The 18725-nt window shown below is 39.3% G+C and carries 19 protein-coding genes; 4 read left to right on the top strand and 15 right to left on the bottom strand.

What is annotated here, in order from left to right; all coding sequences use genetic code 11:
- Position 1 precedes the first annotated feature (1 nt).
- The 8 genes from C5N92_RS08500 to C5N92_RS08465 form a co-directional block, all read right to left on the bottom strand.
- Positions 2-637 (bottom strand): DUF2625 family protein, encoded by a 636-nt coding sequence (locus C5N92_RS08500; protein ID WP_111750425.1) that lies wholly within the window; start codon positions 635-637, stop codon positions 2-4.
- 17 nt (positions 638-654) lie between these two features.
- Complete coding sequence (locus C5N92_RS08495; protein ID WP_111750424.1) at positions 655-1452, bottom strand: glycosyltransferase family 8 protein; 798 nt, start codon at positions 1450-1452, stop codon at positions 655-657.
- 15 nt (positions 1453-1467) lie between these two features.
- Positions 1468-1989 carry a Fe-S protein assembly co-chaperone HscB gene (hscB, locus tag C5N92_RS08490; RefSeq protein ID WP_111750423.1) on the bottom strand — a complete coding sequence of 174 codons (522 nt, stop codon included), beginning with the start codon at positions 1987-1989 and terminating at the stop codon, positions 1468-1470.
- 19 nt (positions 1990-2008) lie between these two features.
- Positions 2009-2332, bottom strand: a complete 324-nt coding sequence (gene iscA / locus C5N92_RS08485; RefSeq protein WP_111750422.1) for an iron-sulfur cluster assembly protein IscA — start codon at positions 2330-2332, stop codon at positions 2009-2011.
- Between the two features lie 165 nt (positions 2333-2497).
- The gene (iscU, locus tag C5N92_RS08480) at positions 2498-2881 is read right to left on the bottom strand and encodes a Fe-S cluster assembly scaffold IscU (RefSeq protein ID WP_111750421.1); all 384 of its coding nucleotides are present in this window, start codon (positions 2879-2881) and stop codon (positions 2498-2500) included.
- Positions 2882-2975: 94 nt separating this feature from the next.
- Positions 2976-4196 carry an IscS subfamily cysteine desulfurase gene (locus C5N92_RS08475; protein ID WP_111750420.1) on the bottom strand — a complete coding sequence of 407 codons (1221 nt, stop codon included), beginning with the start codon at positions 4194-4196 and terminating at the stop codon, positions 2976-2978.
- A gap of 30 nt (positions 4197-4226) precedes the next feature.
- Complete coding sequence (locus C5N92_RS08470; RefSeq protein ID WP_111750419.1) at positions 4227-4673, bottom strand: Rrf2 family transcriptional regulator; 447 nt, start codon at positions 4671-4673, stop codon at positions 4227-4229.
- Positions 4674-4827: 154 nt separating this feature from the next.
- Positions 4828-5109 (bottom strand): YfcZ/YiiS family protein, encoded by a 282-nt coding sequence (locus C5N92_RS08465; protein ID WP_111750418.1) that lies wholly within the window; start codon positions 5107-5109, stop codon positions 4828-4830.
- Between the two features lie 218 nt (positions 5110-5327).
- On the opposite strand from C5N92_RS08465, the gene C5N92_RS08460 reads away from it, so the two are divergent.
- The 4 genes from C5N92_RS08460 (at position 5328) to C5N92_RS08445 (ending at position 10128) form a co-directional block, all read left to right on the top strand.
- Positions 5328-6704 carry an outer membrane protein transport protein gene (locus C5N92_RS08460; protein ID WP_111750417.1) on the top strand — a complete coding sequence of 459 codons (1377 nt, stop codon included), beginning with the start codon at positions 5328-5330 and terminating at the stop codon, positions 6702-6704.
- Positions 6705-6770: 66 nt separating this feature from the next.
- Positions 6771-7325 (top strand): methylated-DNA--[protein]-cysteine S-methyltransferase, encoded by a 555-nt coding sequence (locus tag C5N92_RS08455; RefSeq protein WP_111750416.1) that lies wholly within the window; start codon positions 6771-6773, stop codon positions 7323-7325.
- Positions 7326-7398: 73 nt separating this feature from the next.
- A complete protein-coding gene (metC, locus tag C5N92_RS08450; protein WP_111750415.1) occupies positions 7399-8586 on the top strand; it encodes a cystathionine beta-lyase in 1188 nt (395 codons plus the stop codon).
- Between the two features lie 228 nt (positions 8587-8814).
- Entirely contained in the window at positions 8815-10128 is a 1314-nt protein-coding gene (locus C5N92_RS08445) for an NCS2 family permease (RefSeq protein WP_111750414.1), read from the top strand.
- Between the two features lie 135 nt (positions 10129-10263).
- Here the strand turns inward: C5N92_RS08445 and torD are convergent, their stop codons facing one another.
- The 7 genes from torD to trpB all read right to left on the bottom strand — a co-directional run bounded on the left by torD (position 10264) and on the right by trpB (position 18695).
- Positions 10264-10839: a molecular chaperone TorD gene (torD, locus tag C5N92_RS08440; RefSeq protein WP_111750413.1), complete on the bottom strand. Its 576-nt coding sequence runs from the start codon at positions 10837-10839 to the stop codon at positions 10264-10266.
- Positions 10839-13301: a trimethylamine-N-oxide reductase TorA gene (gene torA, locus C5N92_RS08435; RefSeq protein WP_111750412.1), complete on the bottom strand. Its 2463-nt coding sequence runs from the start codon at positions 13299-13301 to the stop codon at positions 10839-10841. Before torA ends, torD begins: the two co-directional genes overlap by 1 nt.
- Positions 13302-13366: 65 nt before the next feature.
- Entirely contained in the window at positions 13367-14536 is a 1170-nt protein-coding gene (gene torC, locus C5N92_RS08430) for a pentaheme c-type cytochrome TorC (RefSeq protein ID WP_111750411.1), read from the bottom strand.
- Positions 14537-14545: 9 nt separating this feature from the next.
- Positions 14546-14680 (bottom strand): nitrate/trimethylamine N-oxide reductase NapE/TorE, encoded by a 135-nt coding sequence (locus C5N92_RS08425; RefSeq protein WP_111750410.1) that lies wholly within the window; start codon positions 14678-14680, stop codon positions 14546-14548.
- Positions 14681-14860: 180 nt separating this feature from the next.
- Positions 14861-16594 carry a LuxR C-terminal-related transcriptional regulator gene (locus C5N92_RS08420; RefSeq protein WP_111750409.1) on the bottom strand — a complete coding sequence of 578 codons (1734 nt, stop codon included), beginning with the start codon at positions 16592-16594 and terminating at the stop codon, positions 14861-14863.
- Between the two features lie 101 nt (positions 16595-16695).
- Complete coding sequence (gene trpA / locus C5N92_RS08415) at positions 16696-17508, bottom strand: tryptophan synthase subunit alpha (protein ID WP_111750408.1); 813 nt, start codon at positions 17506-17508, stop codon at positions 16696-16698.
- Entirely contained in the window at positions 17505-18695 is a 1191-nt protein-coding gene (gene trpB, locus C5N92_RS08410) for a tryptophan synthase subunit beta (RefSeq protein WP_111750407.1), read from the bottom strand. The genes trpA and trpB overlap by 4 nt, the downstream gene beginning before the upstream one ends.
- Between the last annotated feature and the right edge of the window lie 30 nt (positions 18696-18725).

The following is an 18725-nucleotide window of genomic DNA, read 5'->3' as shown; positions in this document are numbered from 1 at the left end:
ATTAATTCACCACATACCCCATATCATCAGGCGCAAAAGTCGCTTGATAATGGCGTTCTATCGGTTGTTTTTGTTTGGTTTCAGGGTTGATCACTTGATTACCGTTTAAATCAGTCATATCCGCTTGCCAATTAGCCCAACGCAGATCGTGATAAAAACTCGCAATATCAGCAGTTAATGCCCAGCCGATAAACTGAGAATAGTTCAGTCCAATGCTTTCCCATTTCTGCTTTTTCGGGTGAAAATAATGTACTAAGCCGACCTTTTCGCCCAATCCACCGCCATTTACGGCAAAATATCCGCCAATGACATCATCAGCAATTAATAAATGAAACGGACGTTCGCCCGATTGCTCAAAGGTTTTGCCAAAATTCCATTCAAATAAGCCCCGTGGCAATTTCTCACTGCCCGAGCCTAAAATGCGTAACCAACCGTGATCAATTAAAATCCCGCCTGTTTCATAAATCACTGCTCCCAATGGCGTACTGGTCGGCAGTTGTATTCCAACTAGCTCTGCTCCAGCACTTTCTACATCTCGTGGCAGAATTTCATAGTGATTATTCGCTGCATTAAACCACGTTTGCATAATGGCCCAAGCAGATTTTTCTTTGTCGTTGAGTTCTTCAAGGTTCTTCATTATCTACACTACATTTTTTATCCGTGTTGAGAAATTATCTCTTCCCACGTTAATCTATAATAAAACCAATAATGATTTCTAAAAGGTAAATTATATATTGGTAACCATGGTTTATAAGCAGTATTAAAATGTAAAACTAAAGGTATTTCATTTTCTCTTCTTTGTATAAAATGTAATAGACCATTTTTATAATAAATATATTCCCCACCCACTAGATAATTTACATTATGACTTAGTTGTAACCATTTTCCATTGAATAATATATTCAATATGCCTTGGTCCCCATCAGGAACCTGATGAACACATTTTTCTGTTAATTCTAATGCCTTTTGATGAATTTGATATTCTTTCCATAATTTATTATTAATTAATAAAACTCCTGCATTAAAATTATTTACAGTATTATAAATATTTTGAGCAATATCATCTAAAGATGCCGCGACAAAATTATCGCCTAAGTCTAGATCAAATAATGCTTGCAATGAACCATTAACAACTAAATCACTATCTAAATAGAGAACTTTATCATCATTAATAAATTCAGACACAAAATATCTAAAATAGGTAGATTCAGATGATATATGAGCCAATGTTGGATATCTTCTAAGCGCATCATTATTTATTTTGACATCAATGACTTCACAATTTATTTTTTCTAGAAATGTATTTAAATACTGAAACCACTCATAAGAGAATTCTCTATTAAAAATAAAAAAATTGAGATTTTTATTATACAAACAAATAGATTTAATTGTAGTCATTAATTGTTCAGAAAAGCGCAGGTCTGCAGCTAATACAATACTCTGTCTATTCATTATTATTCCTAATAACTAAAAATCAAACAATACTTCTTCTACTCGTTCAATTTCAATAAGCAATTTTTTTATAAAACGAAGTTTATCATTAATAGCTAAGGCTTCACTCCATTGCTGAGAATCTAGTGTTTGTTCAAGCTGTTGCAAAATCGCTTTCTGTTCTTGTTCGATTTTTTGGGTGAAAGCGGTGAGATCTTCTTCGTTTTTTGCAGTTTCGATGCTTTCTAAACTTTCTCGCCATTCCATTTGTTGCATCAAAAATGCCATATCTCGATTGCTTTTTTGCTCAATATCTTGCTGTTCGCCTGTGTGAATGGCGATGATCGCTTCAGCTCGTAAAATCGGATCTTTTAAAATATGCAAAGCATCATTAATTTCCGCCGATTTTTGTATTGCCAAACGTTGTTCTGTGGCTGAACTGGCGGCGAAATTATCGGGGTGTAATGATTTTTGCAAGGATAAATAGCGTTCAGACAGTGCTTGGCTATCAATCTGAAACTGTACGGGCAAATCAAATAGCGTAAATGGATTTAACATTCAAACCTCTTAAACGCTCTTAAACATTGAAACTTTCGCCACAACCACATTCGTTTTTCACATTTGGGTTGTTATATTTAAAGCCTTCGTTTAAGCCCTCTTTGACGAAATCCAATTCCGTGCCACTGAGATAGACTAAACTTTTTTCATCGACAATAATTTTGACGCCGTGTTGTTCAAAGACTTGGTCATCTTCGTTTAAAACATCAACAAATTCAAGGACATAAGCCAACCCCGAACAGCCCGATGTCTTTACGCCCAGCCTTAATCCGATCCCTTTGCCACGGTTTTCTAAGAATGTACGAACACGATCTGCTGCTGCTTCTGTTAGGGTGATACTCATTTTTTCTCCTTGTTTATCTTTGTTATAAAAACATTGTAGGGTGAGTCTTGAGCTGTCACTCAAATATAAATTAATGGTGGGTCAAGACCCACCCTACAATACTCTTAAAACGCAAGCGGTCAGATTTTGCAAATTTTTTACAAAAACTAACCGCTTGTTGAACTATTACTTACCGTTTTTCTCTTTGTAATCCGCAATTGCTGCTTTGATTGCGTCTTCTGCAAGAATTGAGCAGTGAACTTTTACTGGCGGTAATTCAAGCTCTTCAGCGATATCGCTGTTTTTGATTGCTTGAGCTTCATCAAGTGATTTGCCTTTCACCCATTCCGTAATCAGTGAGCTTGATGCAATCGCAGAGCCACAGCCGTAAGTTTTGAAACGTGCGTCTTCAATGATACCTTGTTCGTTTACTTTAATTTGAAGTTGCATTACGTCACCGCAAGCTGGCGCACCAACCATCCCCGTACCAACATCTGTTGCTTTTTTGTCGAATGAACCAACGTTACGTGGGTTTTCGTAGTGATCGATAACTTTATCGCTATATGCCATTTTTAAATTCCTCTTTTTTATTAGGACACAAGCATTGTGCCCCTACACTTTTGTGTCTGCATTTGTAGGGACACACTGAGTGTGTCCGCCATAATTAATGATGCGACCACTCAATCGAGTTTAGGTCGATACCTTCTTTGAACATATCCCATAATGGTGAAAGTTCACGTAATTTGGTTACTGCTTTTTTCACGATTTCAATCGTGTGATCGATCTCTTCTTCTGTTGTCCAACGACCGATAGAGAAACGGATTGAGCTGTGTGCTAATTCATCGTTTAAGCCTAATGCACGAAGTACATAAGACGGCTCTAAGCTCGCAGACGTACAAGCTGAACCTGAAGACACCGCAATGTCTTTTAGCGACATCATCATTGACTCACCTTCAACGAAGTTGAAGCTGATGTTCAAGTTGCTATCCACACGTTTGCCTTCTTCCATTGTGCCGTTTACATAAACTTCTTCCATATCTTTGAAGCCGTTGAATAAACGATCACGCAACGCTTTAATGCGTGGCATTTCAGTTGCCATTTCTTCTTTTGCGATACGATACGCTTCGCCCATACCCACGATTTGATGTACAGGTAACGTTCCTGAACGCATACCACGCTCGTGACCACCACCGTGAATAATCGCTTCTAAACGCACACGTGGTTTACGGCAAACGTATAAACCGCCGATACCTTTTGGTCCGTATAATTTGTGGCTTGAGAACGACATTAAATCCACATTTAAAGCTTGTACATCAACAGGGATTTTACCGACTGATTGTGTTGCGTCCACGTGGAAAATGATTTTTTTCGCACGGCAGATTTTACCAATCTCTTCAATTGGCTGAATAACGCCGATTTCGTTATTTACGTGCATAACTGACACTAAAATCGTATCTGGACGAATTGCCGCTTCTAACTTAGCAATATCTACTAAACCTGTGGTTTCTGGCTCTAAATAAGTGACTTCAAAACCTTCACGCTCTAATTGACGGCAAGTATCTAACACCGCTTTGTGTTCTGTTTTCACGGTAATAATATGTTTACCTTTGGTTTGATAGAAGTGTGCTGCCCCTTTAATTGCAAGGTTGTCAGACTCTGTTGCACCTGATGTAAACACGATTTCACGGGAATCCGCACCAATCAAATCAGCGATTTGGTTACGAGCGACATCCACCGCTTCTTCCGCTTCCCAACCAAATTTGTGAGAACGAGATGCAGGGTTACCGAACACACCGTCCTTTGTCATATATTCCATCATTTTTTTCACAACACGCTCATCGACTGGCGTTGTTGCAGCATAATCCAAATAAATTGGTAATTTCATTGTTACTCCTAACTAAGAGATTTTATAAGATTAATGGTGATGATCGTGGCAGTGAGAAGTCTCACAATCGTGATCGCGATTTTCTTCAATTAATTCAGCTAGTGTTATCGTATGCAAATATTGCTCAATTTGGCTTTCTAAGCGTTCCCACAATGAATGAGTCAAACAGCGACTGTTATTGCTACAATTACCACTTCCTTTACATTTAGAAACATCCACGCTTTCATTAACAGCTGCAATAATCATCCCCACGTTGATATCTTCCGCAGATTTCCCAAGCTGATATCCTCCACCAGGACCACGAATGCTATGAACAATGCCTTCACGGCGAAGTTGCGCAAAAAGCTGTTCTAAATAAGAAAGAGAAATAGCTTGGCGATCAGAAATATCGGCAAGACTGACTGGCATATCTTTGCCATGTAACGCAATATCAAGAATTGCCGTTACTGCATAACGTCCTCGTGAAGTTAGTTTCATGCTTGAGCCTTATTACGAATTAATAACATATTATTAATAGTGAGAATTCTATATACCCTACTTTTTTAGTCAAGTTTTTAATAGGGTTATTTTGAAAGGTTTTATGTATAGATTGAATAGCTTTGATTGTTAAAAGCTATTCAATTAACCTTATTTAACGTATTGATAATTGGAAAATCATTGTTTCCACTTGATAGCTAAAAGCAAACTTAGCATCAAGCTGATAACCACTTTCTACAGATTTAATTTCACTTGTAATTTGGCAAGGCTCAGAAGCTGCTGCATTTGCTTTACTTACAAAATAATCTAATGCATCTTGAGCTTCAGATTCTGTTTTATAAACCTGAGAAATTTCAGCAACGCAATCACTATTATCGATGATATTTCCTACATCAACACTACAGCAAGTTTCTGTTTCATTTACTTTATCTGTCATATTAACCTCGAATTCATTGAAAAATTAAACCAGGAGCATTGTACTCCCCTTGGCTTTTAAGTTCAATTTATTGATTAAAATGTGAAAAAAGTTCCCTTTTAACTGGTCGGAACTGTTCATTTTCCAAAGAATTTTCATTGCTTGAAGTTTATTAGCTCCGTAGAATCCGCCTGTTTTTTTATTTTAACTATAACAACAATTCTTTAAAGGATTACCGAATGACTAAATTTACTAAAACTGTGATTGCATCACTTTTTACTGTTAGTGCCGCAGGTGCTTCTGCTGCAGCGTTCCAATTAGCTGAAGTTTCAACTTCTGGTTTAGGTATGGCATATGCAGGTAATGCTGCTGTTGCGGATAATGCATCAGTAGTAGCAACCAACCCTGCATTAATGACAAAATTTAAAAATACTGAAATCTCAGCTGGTGGCATAATCGTAAATGCAGATGTTGATGTCACTGGTACTATTGGTTCAACCAAAAACAATGCGTCACATAAAAATGTAATCCCTACAGCACTAGTCCCTAATTTATATATTGTATCCCCGATCACAGATCGTTTTTCTGTTGGTGGTGGAATGAATGTAAACTACGGATTGAAATCAGAATATGATTCAAACTTTGCCGCAGGTGTTTATGGTGGTAACACAGAATTAACCGCCCTAAACTTTAATTTCAGCGGAGCATATAACTTAGGCTATGGTTTTAGCATTGGTGCTGGTTTAAATGTCATCTATTCTGATGCACAAGTGAGCCGCCACTTAGGTAGCACAGGTAGTGATGTATCTCGTTTACTAAAAGCAAGAGCAGCACAATCAACTAACCCTGTTGTTTCAGCAACATTAACAAATGTTGCAAATCAAATTGCAGCGATGCCAGCAGAAACATCTGTCTCAAAAATCAAGGGTGATGCTTGGAGCTTAGGTTGGAACGCAGGTTTAGTTTATGAAATCAACGAAAACAACCGTTTAGGTATTTCTTACCACTCACCTGTCAATGTGAAATTTAAAGGAAAATATTCAAATGATTTCCCAACGGCTTATAACGCCCTACTATCACAGCTTTCAACGGTAGGAGTAACTTTACCAATTACTGAAGCCACAGGCGGAACTAGCGTACCAGGACGCTTAAACCTTCACTTACCAGCATATTGGGAAATCACAGGTTATCATAAATTAACCAATAAATTAGCAATGCAATATAGCTATAAACGTACTGAATGGCGTCGTTTCAAAAGCTTAGATGCTTATGGTGAAAAAGGAAATAAATTATTCAGTAAAGAAGAAGGTTATAATGATACTTCTCGTATCGCGCTTGGATTCTCTTACGATGTAAACGATAAATTAACACTACGTACTGGTATTGCTTATGATGAAAGTGCAAGTGTGAACCATCCTTCGATCTCAATTCCTGATACAGATCGTACATGGTATTCTTTAGGTGCAACCTATCGCTTTACACCTAATCTTTCTACTGATGTAGGCTACTCACACTTACGTGGAAGTAAAAATGAATTCAGAGAAGGAACGACAGGTCAATTTAAAGTTAAATCAAGCGCAAACCTTTATGGCTTAAATCTTAACTACAAATTCTAATTTTCAGTTGATGTAATATCAAAGGCGTGTACACTTAGTGGCACGCCTTTTTCTATGGAGCCTGAAATGAAAAATCCGATTTTCTATGAATTTTATCCATCTCCAGTCGGTGAGCTTTTACTTATCGCATCAAACCAAGGATTAATCGGCATTGAGTTTGAACAAGAACAAAATGCGGAGATCGTTAAACATTGGCAATTGGCTCAAACGGCAAGCGGCCAGATTCAAGAGATTTTTTGCAAAACCAAAGCCTATTTAGCCCGTTATTTTGCAGGCGAAACGCTCGATTTTAATCAACTAGATTTTCTCGCTCCACAAGGTACGGCATTTCAACAAGCTGTATGGCAAAAACTACTTGAAATACCCTATGGTAAAACAACTAGCTATGGTGAAATTGCCGCACAGCTTAATAACCCAAAATCCGTCAGAGCCGTCGGCGGCGCTGTCGGCAGAAACCCTATTTCCATTTTAATCCCTTGCCACCGTGTTTTAGGTAAAAATCAAAGTTTAACGGGGTTTGGTGGAGGATTGCCCGCCAAACGTTATTTACTGCAACTGGAAAAGATTAGCTATAAAGATCAAGGAATTGAATTTGTTAATCCAAAACGGAAGAAATTTTAGATATTGCAATTCTAAATTGTAGGGGCAGACCGATGTGTCCGCCCCTACTATGTCATCATTTAAAAGGAAAGATATGCAAAACAACAACTTAGCCACCAAATTTGTCCATGCGGGACGTAAAAAACGTTATACCCAAGGATCCGTCAACAGTGTTATCCAACGTGCGTCTTCCTTGGTTTTCGATTCTGTTGCTGATAAAAAAGAAGCCACCAAAAACCGCTATAAAGGCGCACTCTTTTATGGTCGCCGTGGCACATTAACCCATTTTGCGTTGCAAGATGCGATGTGTGAACTGGAAGGCGGTGCGGGTTGCTATCTCTATCCATGTGGCGCAGCAGCGGTTAGCAACAGCATTCTTGCCTTTGTCGCCCAAGGCGATCACGTGTTAATGACGGGTGCTGCTTACGAGCCAACGCAAGATTTTTGTAATCTCATTCTAAAACGTATGGGCGTAGCAACGACGTTTTACGACCCTCTAATTGCGGAAGATATTGCCGATCTGATTCAGCCAAATACCAAAGTATTGTTTTTAGAATCACCTAGCTCTCTCACTATGGAAGTGCCTGATATTCCTGCTATCGTCAAGGCTGCTCGTGCGAAAAATCCTGATATTGTGATTATGATTGACAACACATGGTCCGCAGGTGTGTTATTCCCCGCCCTTAAATATGGCATTGATATTTCTATTCAAGCAGGAACGAAATACTTGGTTGGGCATTCTGATGCCATGATTGGTACCGCCGTGTCTAACGCTCGTTGTTGGGATCAACTGCGTGAAAATTCGTATCTCATGGGGCAAATGGTGGATGCCGATACGGCTTATGTTACCGCCCGTGGTTTACGTACCTTAGGCATTCGTTTAAAGCAGCATGAAGAAAGTAGTATTAAAGTGGCGCAATGGTTGACGCAACGTCCTGAAGTAAAAGCCGTTTACCACCCAGCTCTACCAAGTTGCCATGGTCACGAAGCCTTTAAACGTGATTTTTTAGGCGCAAGCGGTCTATTTTCCTTTGAACTTTGCAAAACACTTTCGGATGAAGAACTGGCTCATTTCCTTGATCATTTTGAGATCTTCTCCATGGCATATTCATGGGGTGGCTTTGAGTCATTAATTTTAGCTAACCAACCTAAAGAGATTGAACGTATCCGCCCTGCCATTGAACGAAAATTAACAGGCACGTTAATTCGGGTGCATATTGGTTTAGAAGCGGTGGAAGATTTAATTGCAGATCTTGAAGCAGGATTCGAGCGGATTAAATAGCCGTGGGTTTCAGCCACGGTTAAGTATTGCAGTATCCAGTAAAAATACAGGTAGTCAGTTCTCCAAAATTGCAAAATTTTTCAGAAAACTGACCGCTTGTATGATTTATATAAATAATCACACACTCCTTATAAATTAATAAAGCAAACGTTTGCTTTAATGTTTGCCTTTGTGTAAAATTCGCCATCTTTTTTTATCTATCATTTCACTTTTTAGAGGTTTTACACTATGTCTCTTCTTTCTCGTTTCCAATTGGCTGAACGTGGTTCAAATGTTCGCCAAGAGGTCATTGCAGGCTTAACAACCTTTTTAGCTATGGTTTACTCGGTTATCGTTGTACCTAATATGCTCAGCGCTGCAGGCTTCCCTGCAGACTCGGTATTTATTGCAACCTGTTTAGTCGCAGGTTTAGGTTCAATCTTAATCGGCTTATGGGCAAATGCGCCAATGGCGATTGGCTGTGCGATTTCATTAACCGCATTCACCGCATTTAGTTTAGTGTTAGGTCAAGGTATCAGTATTCCTGTTGCATTAGGTGCAATCTTCTTAATGGGCGTAGTGTTCACTCTCGTTTCTATCACTGGTATTCGTGCTTGGATTTTACGTAATCTTCCATCTAGCATCGCGCACGGAGCAGGTATCGGTATCGGCTTATTCTTACTTTTAATCGCAGCAAACGGTGTTGGCTTAGTAGTCGGCAACCAAGCAGGTTTACCGGTCAAAATGGGCGAATTTACCTCTTTCCCTGTCATTATGTCTTTACTTGGTTTAGCGGCAATTATCGGTTTAGAGCGTTTACAAATCAAAGGCTCAATCCTTTGGGTAATTATCGCCATCACTATTATCGGCTTAATTTTTGACCCGAATGTAAAATTCGGCGGTGAAATTTTCAAATTACCAACCTTTGGTGAAAATTCACAATTTTTAAATTTAGATATCATGGGCGCACTGAATGCGGCGATTTTACCGGTGGTATTTGCCCTTGTGATGACCGCTATCTTTGACGCAACAGGTACAATTCGTGCCGTTGCAGGACAAGCTAACTTACTCGATAAAGACGGTCAAATCATCAATGGCGATAAAGCGTTAACCTCTGACTCTGTGAGTAGCGTACTTTCAGGTTTATTCGGTACAGCGCCTGCAGCGGTATATATCGAATCAGCGGCAGGTACTGCAGTCGGTGGTAAAACAGGCTTAACTGCAGTAGTCGTCGGCGTATTATTCCTATTAATGTTGTTCTTCCAACCATTAGCGTTCTTAGTACCGGGTTATGCCACTGCGCCAGCGTTAATGTATGTAGGTTTATTAATGTTAAGCAACGTGTCTAAATTAGACTTTGATGACTTTATCGGTGCTATGTCTGGCTTGGTATGTGCAGTGTTTATCGTATTAACGGCAAACATCGTAACAGGCATTATGTTAGGTTTTGCAACCTTAGTAATTGGACGTATCATTGCAGGCGAATTTAACAAATTAAATATCGGTACTGTGATTATTGCAATCGCACTTGTCGCCTTCTATGCGTTAGGCTATGCAATCTAAATGCTAAGAGCGAACACTTCGCTCTTTCAAAGAAAAGGGGCAAATATCATTTGCCCCTACATCGATAAGCTCTCTAACAAGCGGTCGCTTTTTTCAGCTTTTTTACAACCATCGTTCAATTTAGCATAATATATGTTAAGTCAAGACATCAACCAACCAGTTGACTACCACAGGATAAAAAGCTGTTCTACCTCCAACTTTATTTACTCTATCTGCAAATAAGCTTAACCACGGCAGTAATTGTTGCCGAATAAACGTATCTTGCTCATTTTCTGGTAACTGGTTTAACACTTCTAAGTATACACAAAGGTGATCACTTGGTTCATTATACTGCTTATTTACACTCAATTTGAACCGCTCTAGATATCTATCCATTTTGGTTAGATTTTGTTCCAGTTCTTCATCACCTAAATATGCTGAAGCATAAGGTAATGCACTTACCGCACCTTCAAGTAAAAAGAGTTCCGCATAATCTGCTGCAAGCTCTAAACGAGAATGAGTTTGGATGACCATACAAGCGGTTAGTATTTGCTGAAAATTTGCAACCTGTTGTTCAAAACCAAGCTCACTCATAAATGCAAAAAATGGTTCAAATGTTCCCGCTTGTAAGTTATGTAACTGCTCGTCCGATAGTTCTCGTCCAAGAAGATTACTAAACCAAGTGTAGATAAATCGGCGTTCTTCAACGCCGAGTTCTGCTGGTAATGCCATTAAATTGTTACCTCGATTGGACCAGTAAAGCCATTTGGTTGTGGCGCTTCGCCAACAAATTTCTCAATATTTACTAAGCAAGTATTTGCACTTACTGCTTGGGCAAGGCTTGAGCTACCAATATCTAACGTCATTGTGTTAGGATCGCCATAAGTATCGATTGAGCCTATTTTTTCATCTAGTGGTGAATACCATGCGCCTTCTTGTAAACGCACTACTCCAGTAGGGAAATTATCAGATAATACTGCCCCTGCAATTGCTTGACCGCGATCATTAAAAACGCGCACTAGATCTCCATTTTTGATGCCTAATTTTCCCGCATCTTGTGGATTCAAATATAGCGGTTCACGACCTTGTACCGTGTAAGTATCTCTCAGATCTTTTGATTCACAAAGTTGTGAATGTAAACGTTTATCTGGGTGAACAGATTGCAACCAGAAACCAAATTTTTCTGATTTTGGTCCACCATGTGAACGTTCAACTTTTTCAAACCACATTGGATGACCTTTACAATCATCGTAGCCAAAACTCGCAATTTTGTTACTAAAAATTTCAATAAAACCTGATGGTGTACCCAATGCATGTAGTTCAGGATCTTCACGGAAATCCGCGTGTCTAACCCAAGGTTTACCTTCTGGGAATAACACATAACCTTTCTGCCAGAATTCGTTAAATTCAGGCATTTCAAATTTGCCTTTATTTTCTGCACGGCAATCATTATACAGCTTCTGTACCCACTGCATTTCATCCATACCCCGTGAATATTCTTGCTCACGACCAAAACGACGACAAAGCTCTCTGAAAATCTCAAAATCTGGGCGTGACTGGTAAAGAGGATCGATCAATTTATGCATCGCAATCACACCACGATTACTGTATGAACCATAAGCGTCAATATCATTTCGTTCAAATGGTGTACACGCCGGCAATACAATATCAGAGAAACGGCAGGTCGCAGTCCAGCTATAGTTAATTGATACGATCGTTTCTAATTTTTGAAAGGCTAACTTCATTTTGTTGCGATCAGAATGGCGGTGCCATTGGTTACACCCCGTAAAAATAGCCATTTTATATGGTGCATAAACGACTTTCTGACCATTAAAATTAATTGTTTCACCTGCGTGTAATAATGAGTCACTTGCACGTGCAACAGGAATCACAGCGCTGTAGCCTTTATAGTCACTATTATTATATTTCGGTTTTTTACCTTCATCTAAGTTAAGTGGGAACGCTCCTGGCATTGCAGCACCTGATTCAGGAATACCGATTGAACTATAATGGTGAGCATAGCTAATCCCTCCGCCCGCTAAACCAATTTGACCAAGCATTGACGCTAATACTGCCCCCATCCAATATGGCTGTTCGCCATGTTGTTGACGTTGAATAGCCCAACCGAAGATTAATTGAGTACGTTTTCCTGCAAGCATGTGACTAAACTCACGGATTTTATCTGCTGAAACACCACAAATCTCAGCTGCCCATTCTGGAGTCTTAGCCACTTTATCTTCCGTTTCCCCTAATAAATATGGTACGAATTTCTCAAAACCGACTGTATACATATCGATAAATTTTTTATCGTAGAGATTCTCCGTATAAAGTGTATAAGCAATCGCTAACATAAACGGAACATCCGCTTGTGGATTAATGTAAAGATGTTCACACCCCAAATAATTTTGGGTTTTACTCTTAACAGGATCTACCGAAATGACATTAATCGCCTTATCTGCTACTTTCTGTTTAAGTTGTTCTAGGTAAGCATAAGCTTCATGTGTTTCGCAGTTCCAACCTACTTGTAGATTTTTCACAGGATCACTTGCCCAGAAAATAATGTTTTGGCTCTCTTTTAAAATGACTTCCCAAGACGTTCCTTGTGAATACACTTCCGTTGAACCAAGTACATATGGCAAAATCGTTTGACCTGCCCCCGTTGAATAGTCTCCTGCCGTACTAACACTATTACCATGCATCCCCACAGCACGAATCATGTGGTTACCACAGCTATGGAATTGCCCCGTTGAACGCCAACCTACGTTACCCGTGTGTAATGCCCAAGGACCGAATTCTTTTTGAATGCGTTCTAGCTCTTCATAAAATAGATCTAATGCTTCATCCCAAGTTACACGCACAAAACGGTTATCACCACGTTTGGTTTTATCACTATTATGACGATTTTTAAGCCAGTCTAAACGTACCATTGGATAACGGATACGTGATTCACTATAAATTAGCCCTTTGATTCCATTAATCATTTCCGTTGGATATTTATCATATTCAAACGGTCTCACTTCTGCTACTCGCCCATTGACAATTTTGGCACGAATGGCTCCCCAGTGAGATCCAGTAATCTTCCATTCACTGCTCTCTTTTGCAAATACTTTTTCGGCAACCAGGAAATTTGATGTTGCCATTGCCCCTGCCATAACTGACATGTTTTTCAAAAACTGACGACGGGATAATTTCATAATATATTCCTTCAAATTGTAATTCTGACTGATGATTGGGGCATATTACCCCAGCTACTACTCAATTAATGTTTTTCAAAATCTGATGAGTGCATTTGTAGGTAACGTAACACTTCTTTACCCGTCTGCTTATCCATATTGGTAAAACCTACCATACCGTTAAATAAACCAATCCAGGCATTTGAATCGAAGTGAGCAACATCTGGCTGTCTATGACAGGTACTGCATTGGGTTTTATAGACACTTTCTGCGTGAGCCCAAACTGCCTGAATATCTTCAATTAAGCTTGATTTTGCTACCCATACTTGCATTTTTACTTTTTGCCAAGTCAACCCTGTTATTGGATCTTCTTTTGTTTCAATAACATCAAATTTTGGTTCATTCGCCATAAACTCTTTATTTAATACGGCATCCGTAATATTTTTACCAAATTGGTCATACCAAATACGGCCAAAACCTTTATCTTTACGCCACATAACTAATTCAACTAAATCGGCACTACCTTCACTTTTAACAAAATTTACAGGTACTGCTGTTTCAAGTTGCCCAATTTGGGCAGTAAGAGCATTGTCGCTAAATAATTGAATAACATTTTTAGTGTAGTAAGTTTTCGAAGAAATAGGCGCCTTCACCACTAAATTATCAAATTTAGAGACTTCACCTGTATCATTACTTGATTCAGCTTGTTTTGGTAAATGATGTGCAATACCTTTATGACAATCCATACAGCTTTGATCTTTAGCTGCAGCTGGTTTCATTGCATTGCGAGCTTTCTCAGACATTTTGTCAAAATCCATGCGTTCATAACTATGGCAAGCTTTACACTCTTTTGAACCATTTGCTTCAAAACGTGCCCATTCACGTTCAGCCATTTCTTGACGGTGTTTTTCGAATGCTCCATCTTCTTTATATTTACCACTCATCTCAGCAAATACTTCACGAATGGCCTGAACTTTACGTGCATATTTTGCTGTTTTATCATGGGGTAAGTGGCAGCTTGAGCAAGTTGCAACAACACCTGATGCATTAGACCAGTGTGCTGTTTTCTTAAGTTCTTCTAAAGGTTGTTGCATTGAGTGACAACTAATACAAAATTCTTCGCTATTTGTCGCATCCATCGCATTATTTAAGCCTTGCCAGCTAATTGCTCCCGCAATAAAACCGATAGTGACTAATATACCTAAACCAATTTTTGATGATGGTTTAACAAAAAAATTCTTAATCGCTCCAAACATAATATCTCCTTAAGCAGTAGGTAAACCAATGACAAACATCTGTAATAGCCACACAACTAAACCATAAGTCCCTATACAAATTACCATTGCTAATGGCAAAATAACGCCAGCAATAATTGCCGCTTTCAATATTTCACTCATCATTTTTCTCCTTTATTAAATAGATATAAATTGACGATATACTAATTTTTTATAAAAAACTTACTAATGGGGGAAAATACGTATTTAGGTTAGAAAGGTGGAAAAGTTTGAGAAAAATCAAATTTATTGAGATGATAAAAAAGAAAATGGCGTATAAGAAACATACGCCATAGTAATAGCTTATTAAGCTTTTAAGTTAAACCAAGCGGGTATTTTAAAAGAAGATTCTGCAAAAAGATCCGGAAAAACTACCACACTTTTCCCAGACTGCACTTGATAAGCCAAATGTGGTTGACTAATTGAAAGATCCTTTGAACTATCAGGATAGGTCAATCCAATCTGTTGTTGGTTTCCTAAGTAATACATACCATTTACACCGTTATAAACGATTGAACGAATCCCTTGATTGACTTCTTTAAAACTACGCGAAGAAACACATTCTCTCCACACATTGGCTAATAATTGTACCTGATCATATGCTGCACTTGCCTGAGAGTAAGTTGGCTGGCGATCAAATAGCGTCTGATAATGCTTACGAAATTGCTGCCCCACAAAATTGTTGGTTAGCCCCGTTGTAGATGCCCATATTACCCCCTCACAAATTTGCTGTTCAGGTAAAAATGCCGAAGGTGCATAAATACTATAAATTAGCGCATTAATCGGTGCTTGAATAAAAGCTTGGTAAAAATCAACAATATCTTCAGCAAAATAAGAAGCCAGGACAATCATTGATGGCTGTAGGTTATGCACTTGCTTAATGGCATATTCAAAAGTATTTTCCACCTGATCTAGCTCGATAATATCAACCGTCCAATTTAGCTGTTTTAATGAGATAATCAGAGACTCTATACCAATATAAACTTTCTTCCATTTAACAGTGATGACTAATAGCTGCTTTTGGGCAATCAATTGAGAATAGTTTTGTTGATAAACCTGTAAAAAACGCAATACCCCCAAGCCATAATTTACATCATTAGCACAAGATTGAAATATATTATCGATCTGCTCTATTGGCAGGTTTTGGGCGATTTTATTAGAGTAACTATGGCTAGCAAAGTGTAAATAAGGAATCTGCTGCTGTGCTACATACTCATGAATATCAGGTGAATAGCAGGCATAGCTCGCCGAAATTGCATCCACTTCTTTTTCAACTAATTGTTGATAAGCAGACAAAATACTCTTTTTATCATCAATACAAAAACCTGTAGTTTCAAGCTTTAACTGCCTACCATTAATTCCCCCTTGCTGATTAATGATTTCTACTGCAAGCTGAGAACCATTGACTAATTCTTGTGCATCTATCTTCCCTAATCCTTCAGCTACATAAGGTACACCGATGGTTATAGGATGAGATTTACTCCGTTTAATTGCAAAAACTGGCTTAGAACTACCCGCTTGTAGATCTTTTGCAATTTGCTCAATTTTATATGTCGCCAAAACTGAGCTTTCAAGATTACCAGGGGTTGGTAAACAATAAAGATTTTTACTTATAGCAAATACTGCGAGAACTGTTCTACTATCAATACCTGTTTTCTTAAACAGGTGTTCTATATGTTTTTCAATCGTGCGCTCGCTAATATAAAGCTGTGCCGAAATCTCTTTATTAGTCAATCCAGCACTCACCAAAGTGAGTATTTCCAATTCCCGATTACTAAATTCAAAAGGTAAAGTAACCTCTTTCGCATGAACCAAATTAAAGGTCCGTTTATAGCGCAAAAAAGAAATTTCTAACCAGGTAGTTTTTTGCGGGTGGCGGTAGAAAAAACTCAAAAAATCACGCTTTGAAATTAATAATGCATGGGCATATTTTACAACTTGTGGAAGCCCTGCAAAATATTCAGCCCCCCTTTTATCTTCCCACTCAAAAATATTGCCTTTGTTATCGACCAGACATGACCAATCTGTTCTTTTATTCATCACATTCTCCTTTAAGTGACGTAACATAACAGAAAGCACTCTAATTTTTAATGATCTTTTTCAAAGAACTGTCAATAACTACCAAGAATAGACATTGCTGTTTAAATACAAGCGGTCGCTTTTTTCATATTTTTTACAAATTCCCCAAGTTCTGCCAATAACTTCTCTTGGTTATCCAAATTACGCTCAATAATTTTGACAATCGCTGAACCTGAAATCGCACCATCAGCCCCCATGGCTAACGCCTGTTTTACTTGATGTGGTTCTGCAATACCAAAGCCTTGTAAAATCGGGGCTGACTTGGCTTGTTTAAGTTGTACAATCAAATTATCCAAATTGGCAGCGTGATTTTGATTTTCTGCGCTGGTGACGCCCGCACGAGAAACCAAATACGTATAGCCTTCTGTTTTGGCTGCAATTTGTTCAATGGTGGTTTGATCTGCATTCGGCGGGCAAATAAAGACCGCTTGTATGCCATATTTTTTCGCTACATCGGCAAATTCCGCCGAATATGCGACAGGCACATCTGCCACTAACACGGCATCAACACCTGCTTGCTGACAACGAGCAAAGAAAATGTCAGGTGTTGGCACATAAATTAAGTTGGCACAAAGTAGCAAGCCAATCGGAATAGTTGGATATTTTGCTCTTACTTTGGCAAGTAGTTCAAAGCAAGCGTCAGTGCTGTAACTACCGTCTAAAGCACGTTTATTTGCCGCTTGAATCACTGGGCCGTCAAGTAATGGATCGGAGAATGGAAAGCCAAGTTCTAACGCATCTGCGCCGTTTTCAACAAGGGTTTCGATAATTTCAAAGGAGCGGTCAAAATCAGGATCACATAAGGTCACAAAGGGGACAAAAGCACCTTCATTTTTTGCTTTGAGTTGTGGGAATAGTGTGTCAAAACGGCTCATTGCGCATCTCCATTTAAAATTTTATCCACGGTGAAAATATCTTTATCGCCCCGACCTGACAGATTTACCACCAACAGCTGCTCTTTTTCAGGGTGTTGTTGAATCAATTTAAGTGCATAAGCCAACGCATGAGACGATTCCAACGCCGGAATAATGCCTTCATTGCGGGCTAAGGCTTGGAAAGCATCAAGCGCTTCTTGATCGGTAATCGACACATAATCCGCCCGCCCAATCGCATTCAAATGAGCGTGTTGCGGCCCAACGGAAGGAAAATCAAGCCCCGCTGAAATAGAATATGACTCTTCAATCTGCCCGTCTTTATCTTGCATAATCGGCGATTTCATACCGAAATAGATTCCAACACTGCCATGTTTTAATGGCGCACCGTGTTCGCCTGTTTCAATCCCTTTGCCCGCTGGCTCAACGCCGATTAATTGCACCTGTTCTTCGGCAATAAAATCCGCAAACATCCCAATCGCATTTGAGCCTCCGCCGACTGCCGCAATCACCGCATCAGGCAAACGCCCTTCTTTTTCAAGGATCTGGCGTTTTGTCTCTTCGCCAATCATTTTTTGGAACTCTCGCACAATGGTTGGAAACGGGTGTGGACCCGCCGCCGTACCAAGCAGATAATGCGTCGTTTCATAGTTTGCCGCCCAATCACGCATTGCTTCACAGCAAGCATCTTTTAACGAGCAAGAACCCTTTTCCACAGGCACTACTTCTGCGCCCATCAAACGCATACGAAACACATTCGGCGATTGACGCTCCACATCTTTTGCCCCCATATAAACACGGCAAGGCATATCCAACATGGCACAAGCCAAGGCAGTTGCCACACCGTGCTGCCCTGCGCCTGTTTCAGCAATGATTCGAATTTTGCCCATGCGTTTCGCCAATAAAATCTGCCCTAATACTTGGTTGGTTTTATGCGCCCCGCCATGTAATAAATCTTCACGTTTTAAATAGAGCTTGGTTTTTGTGCCTTTGGTCAGGTTACGACACAAGGTTAACGCCGTCGGGCGACCTGCGTAGTTTTTGAGTAAATCGGTAAATGCTTTTTGAAATTCAGGATCTTGTTGTGCATCAACAAACGCTTGTTCAAGCTGTTTCAACACAGGAACGAGAATTTCAGGCACATACATACCGCCAAATTCGCCAAAATAGGGATTGAGAAGTGTGTTCATATTGCGTCCTTAAGAAATTTAAAATAGGTC

Source organism: Glaesserella australis, from assembly GCF_003260095.1.
Classification (GTDB): Bacteria; Pseudomonadota; Gammaproteobacteria; order Enterobacterales; family Pasteurellaceae; genus Glaesserella; species Glaesserella australis.
Note: the sequence above shows the minus strand (reverse complement) of the source record. Positions and strands in the feature narration are given on the sequence as shown.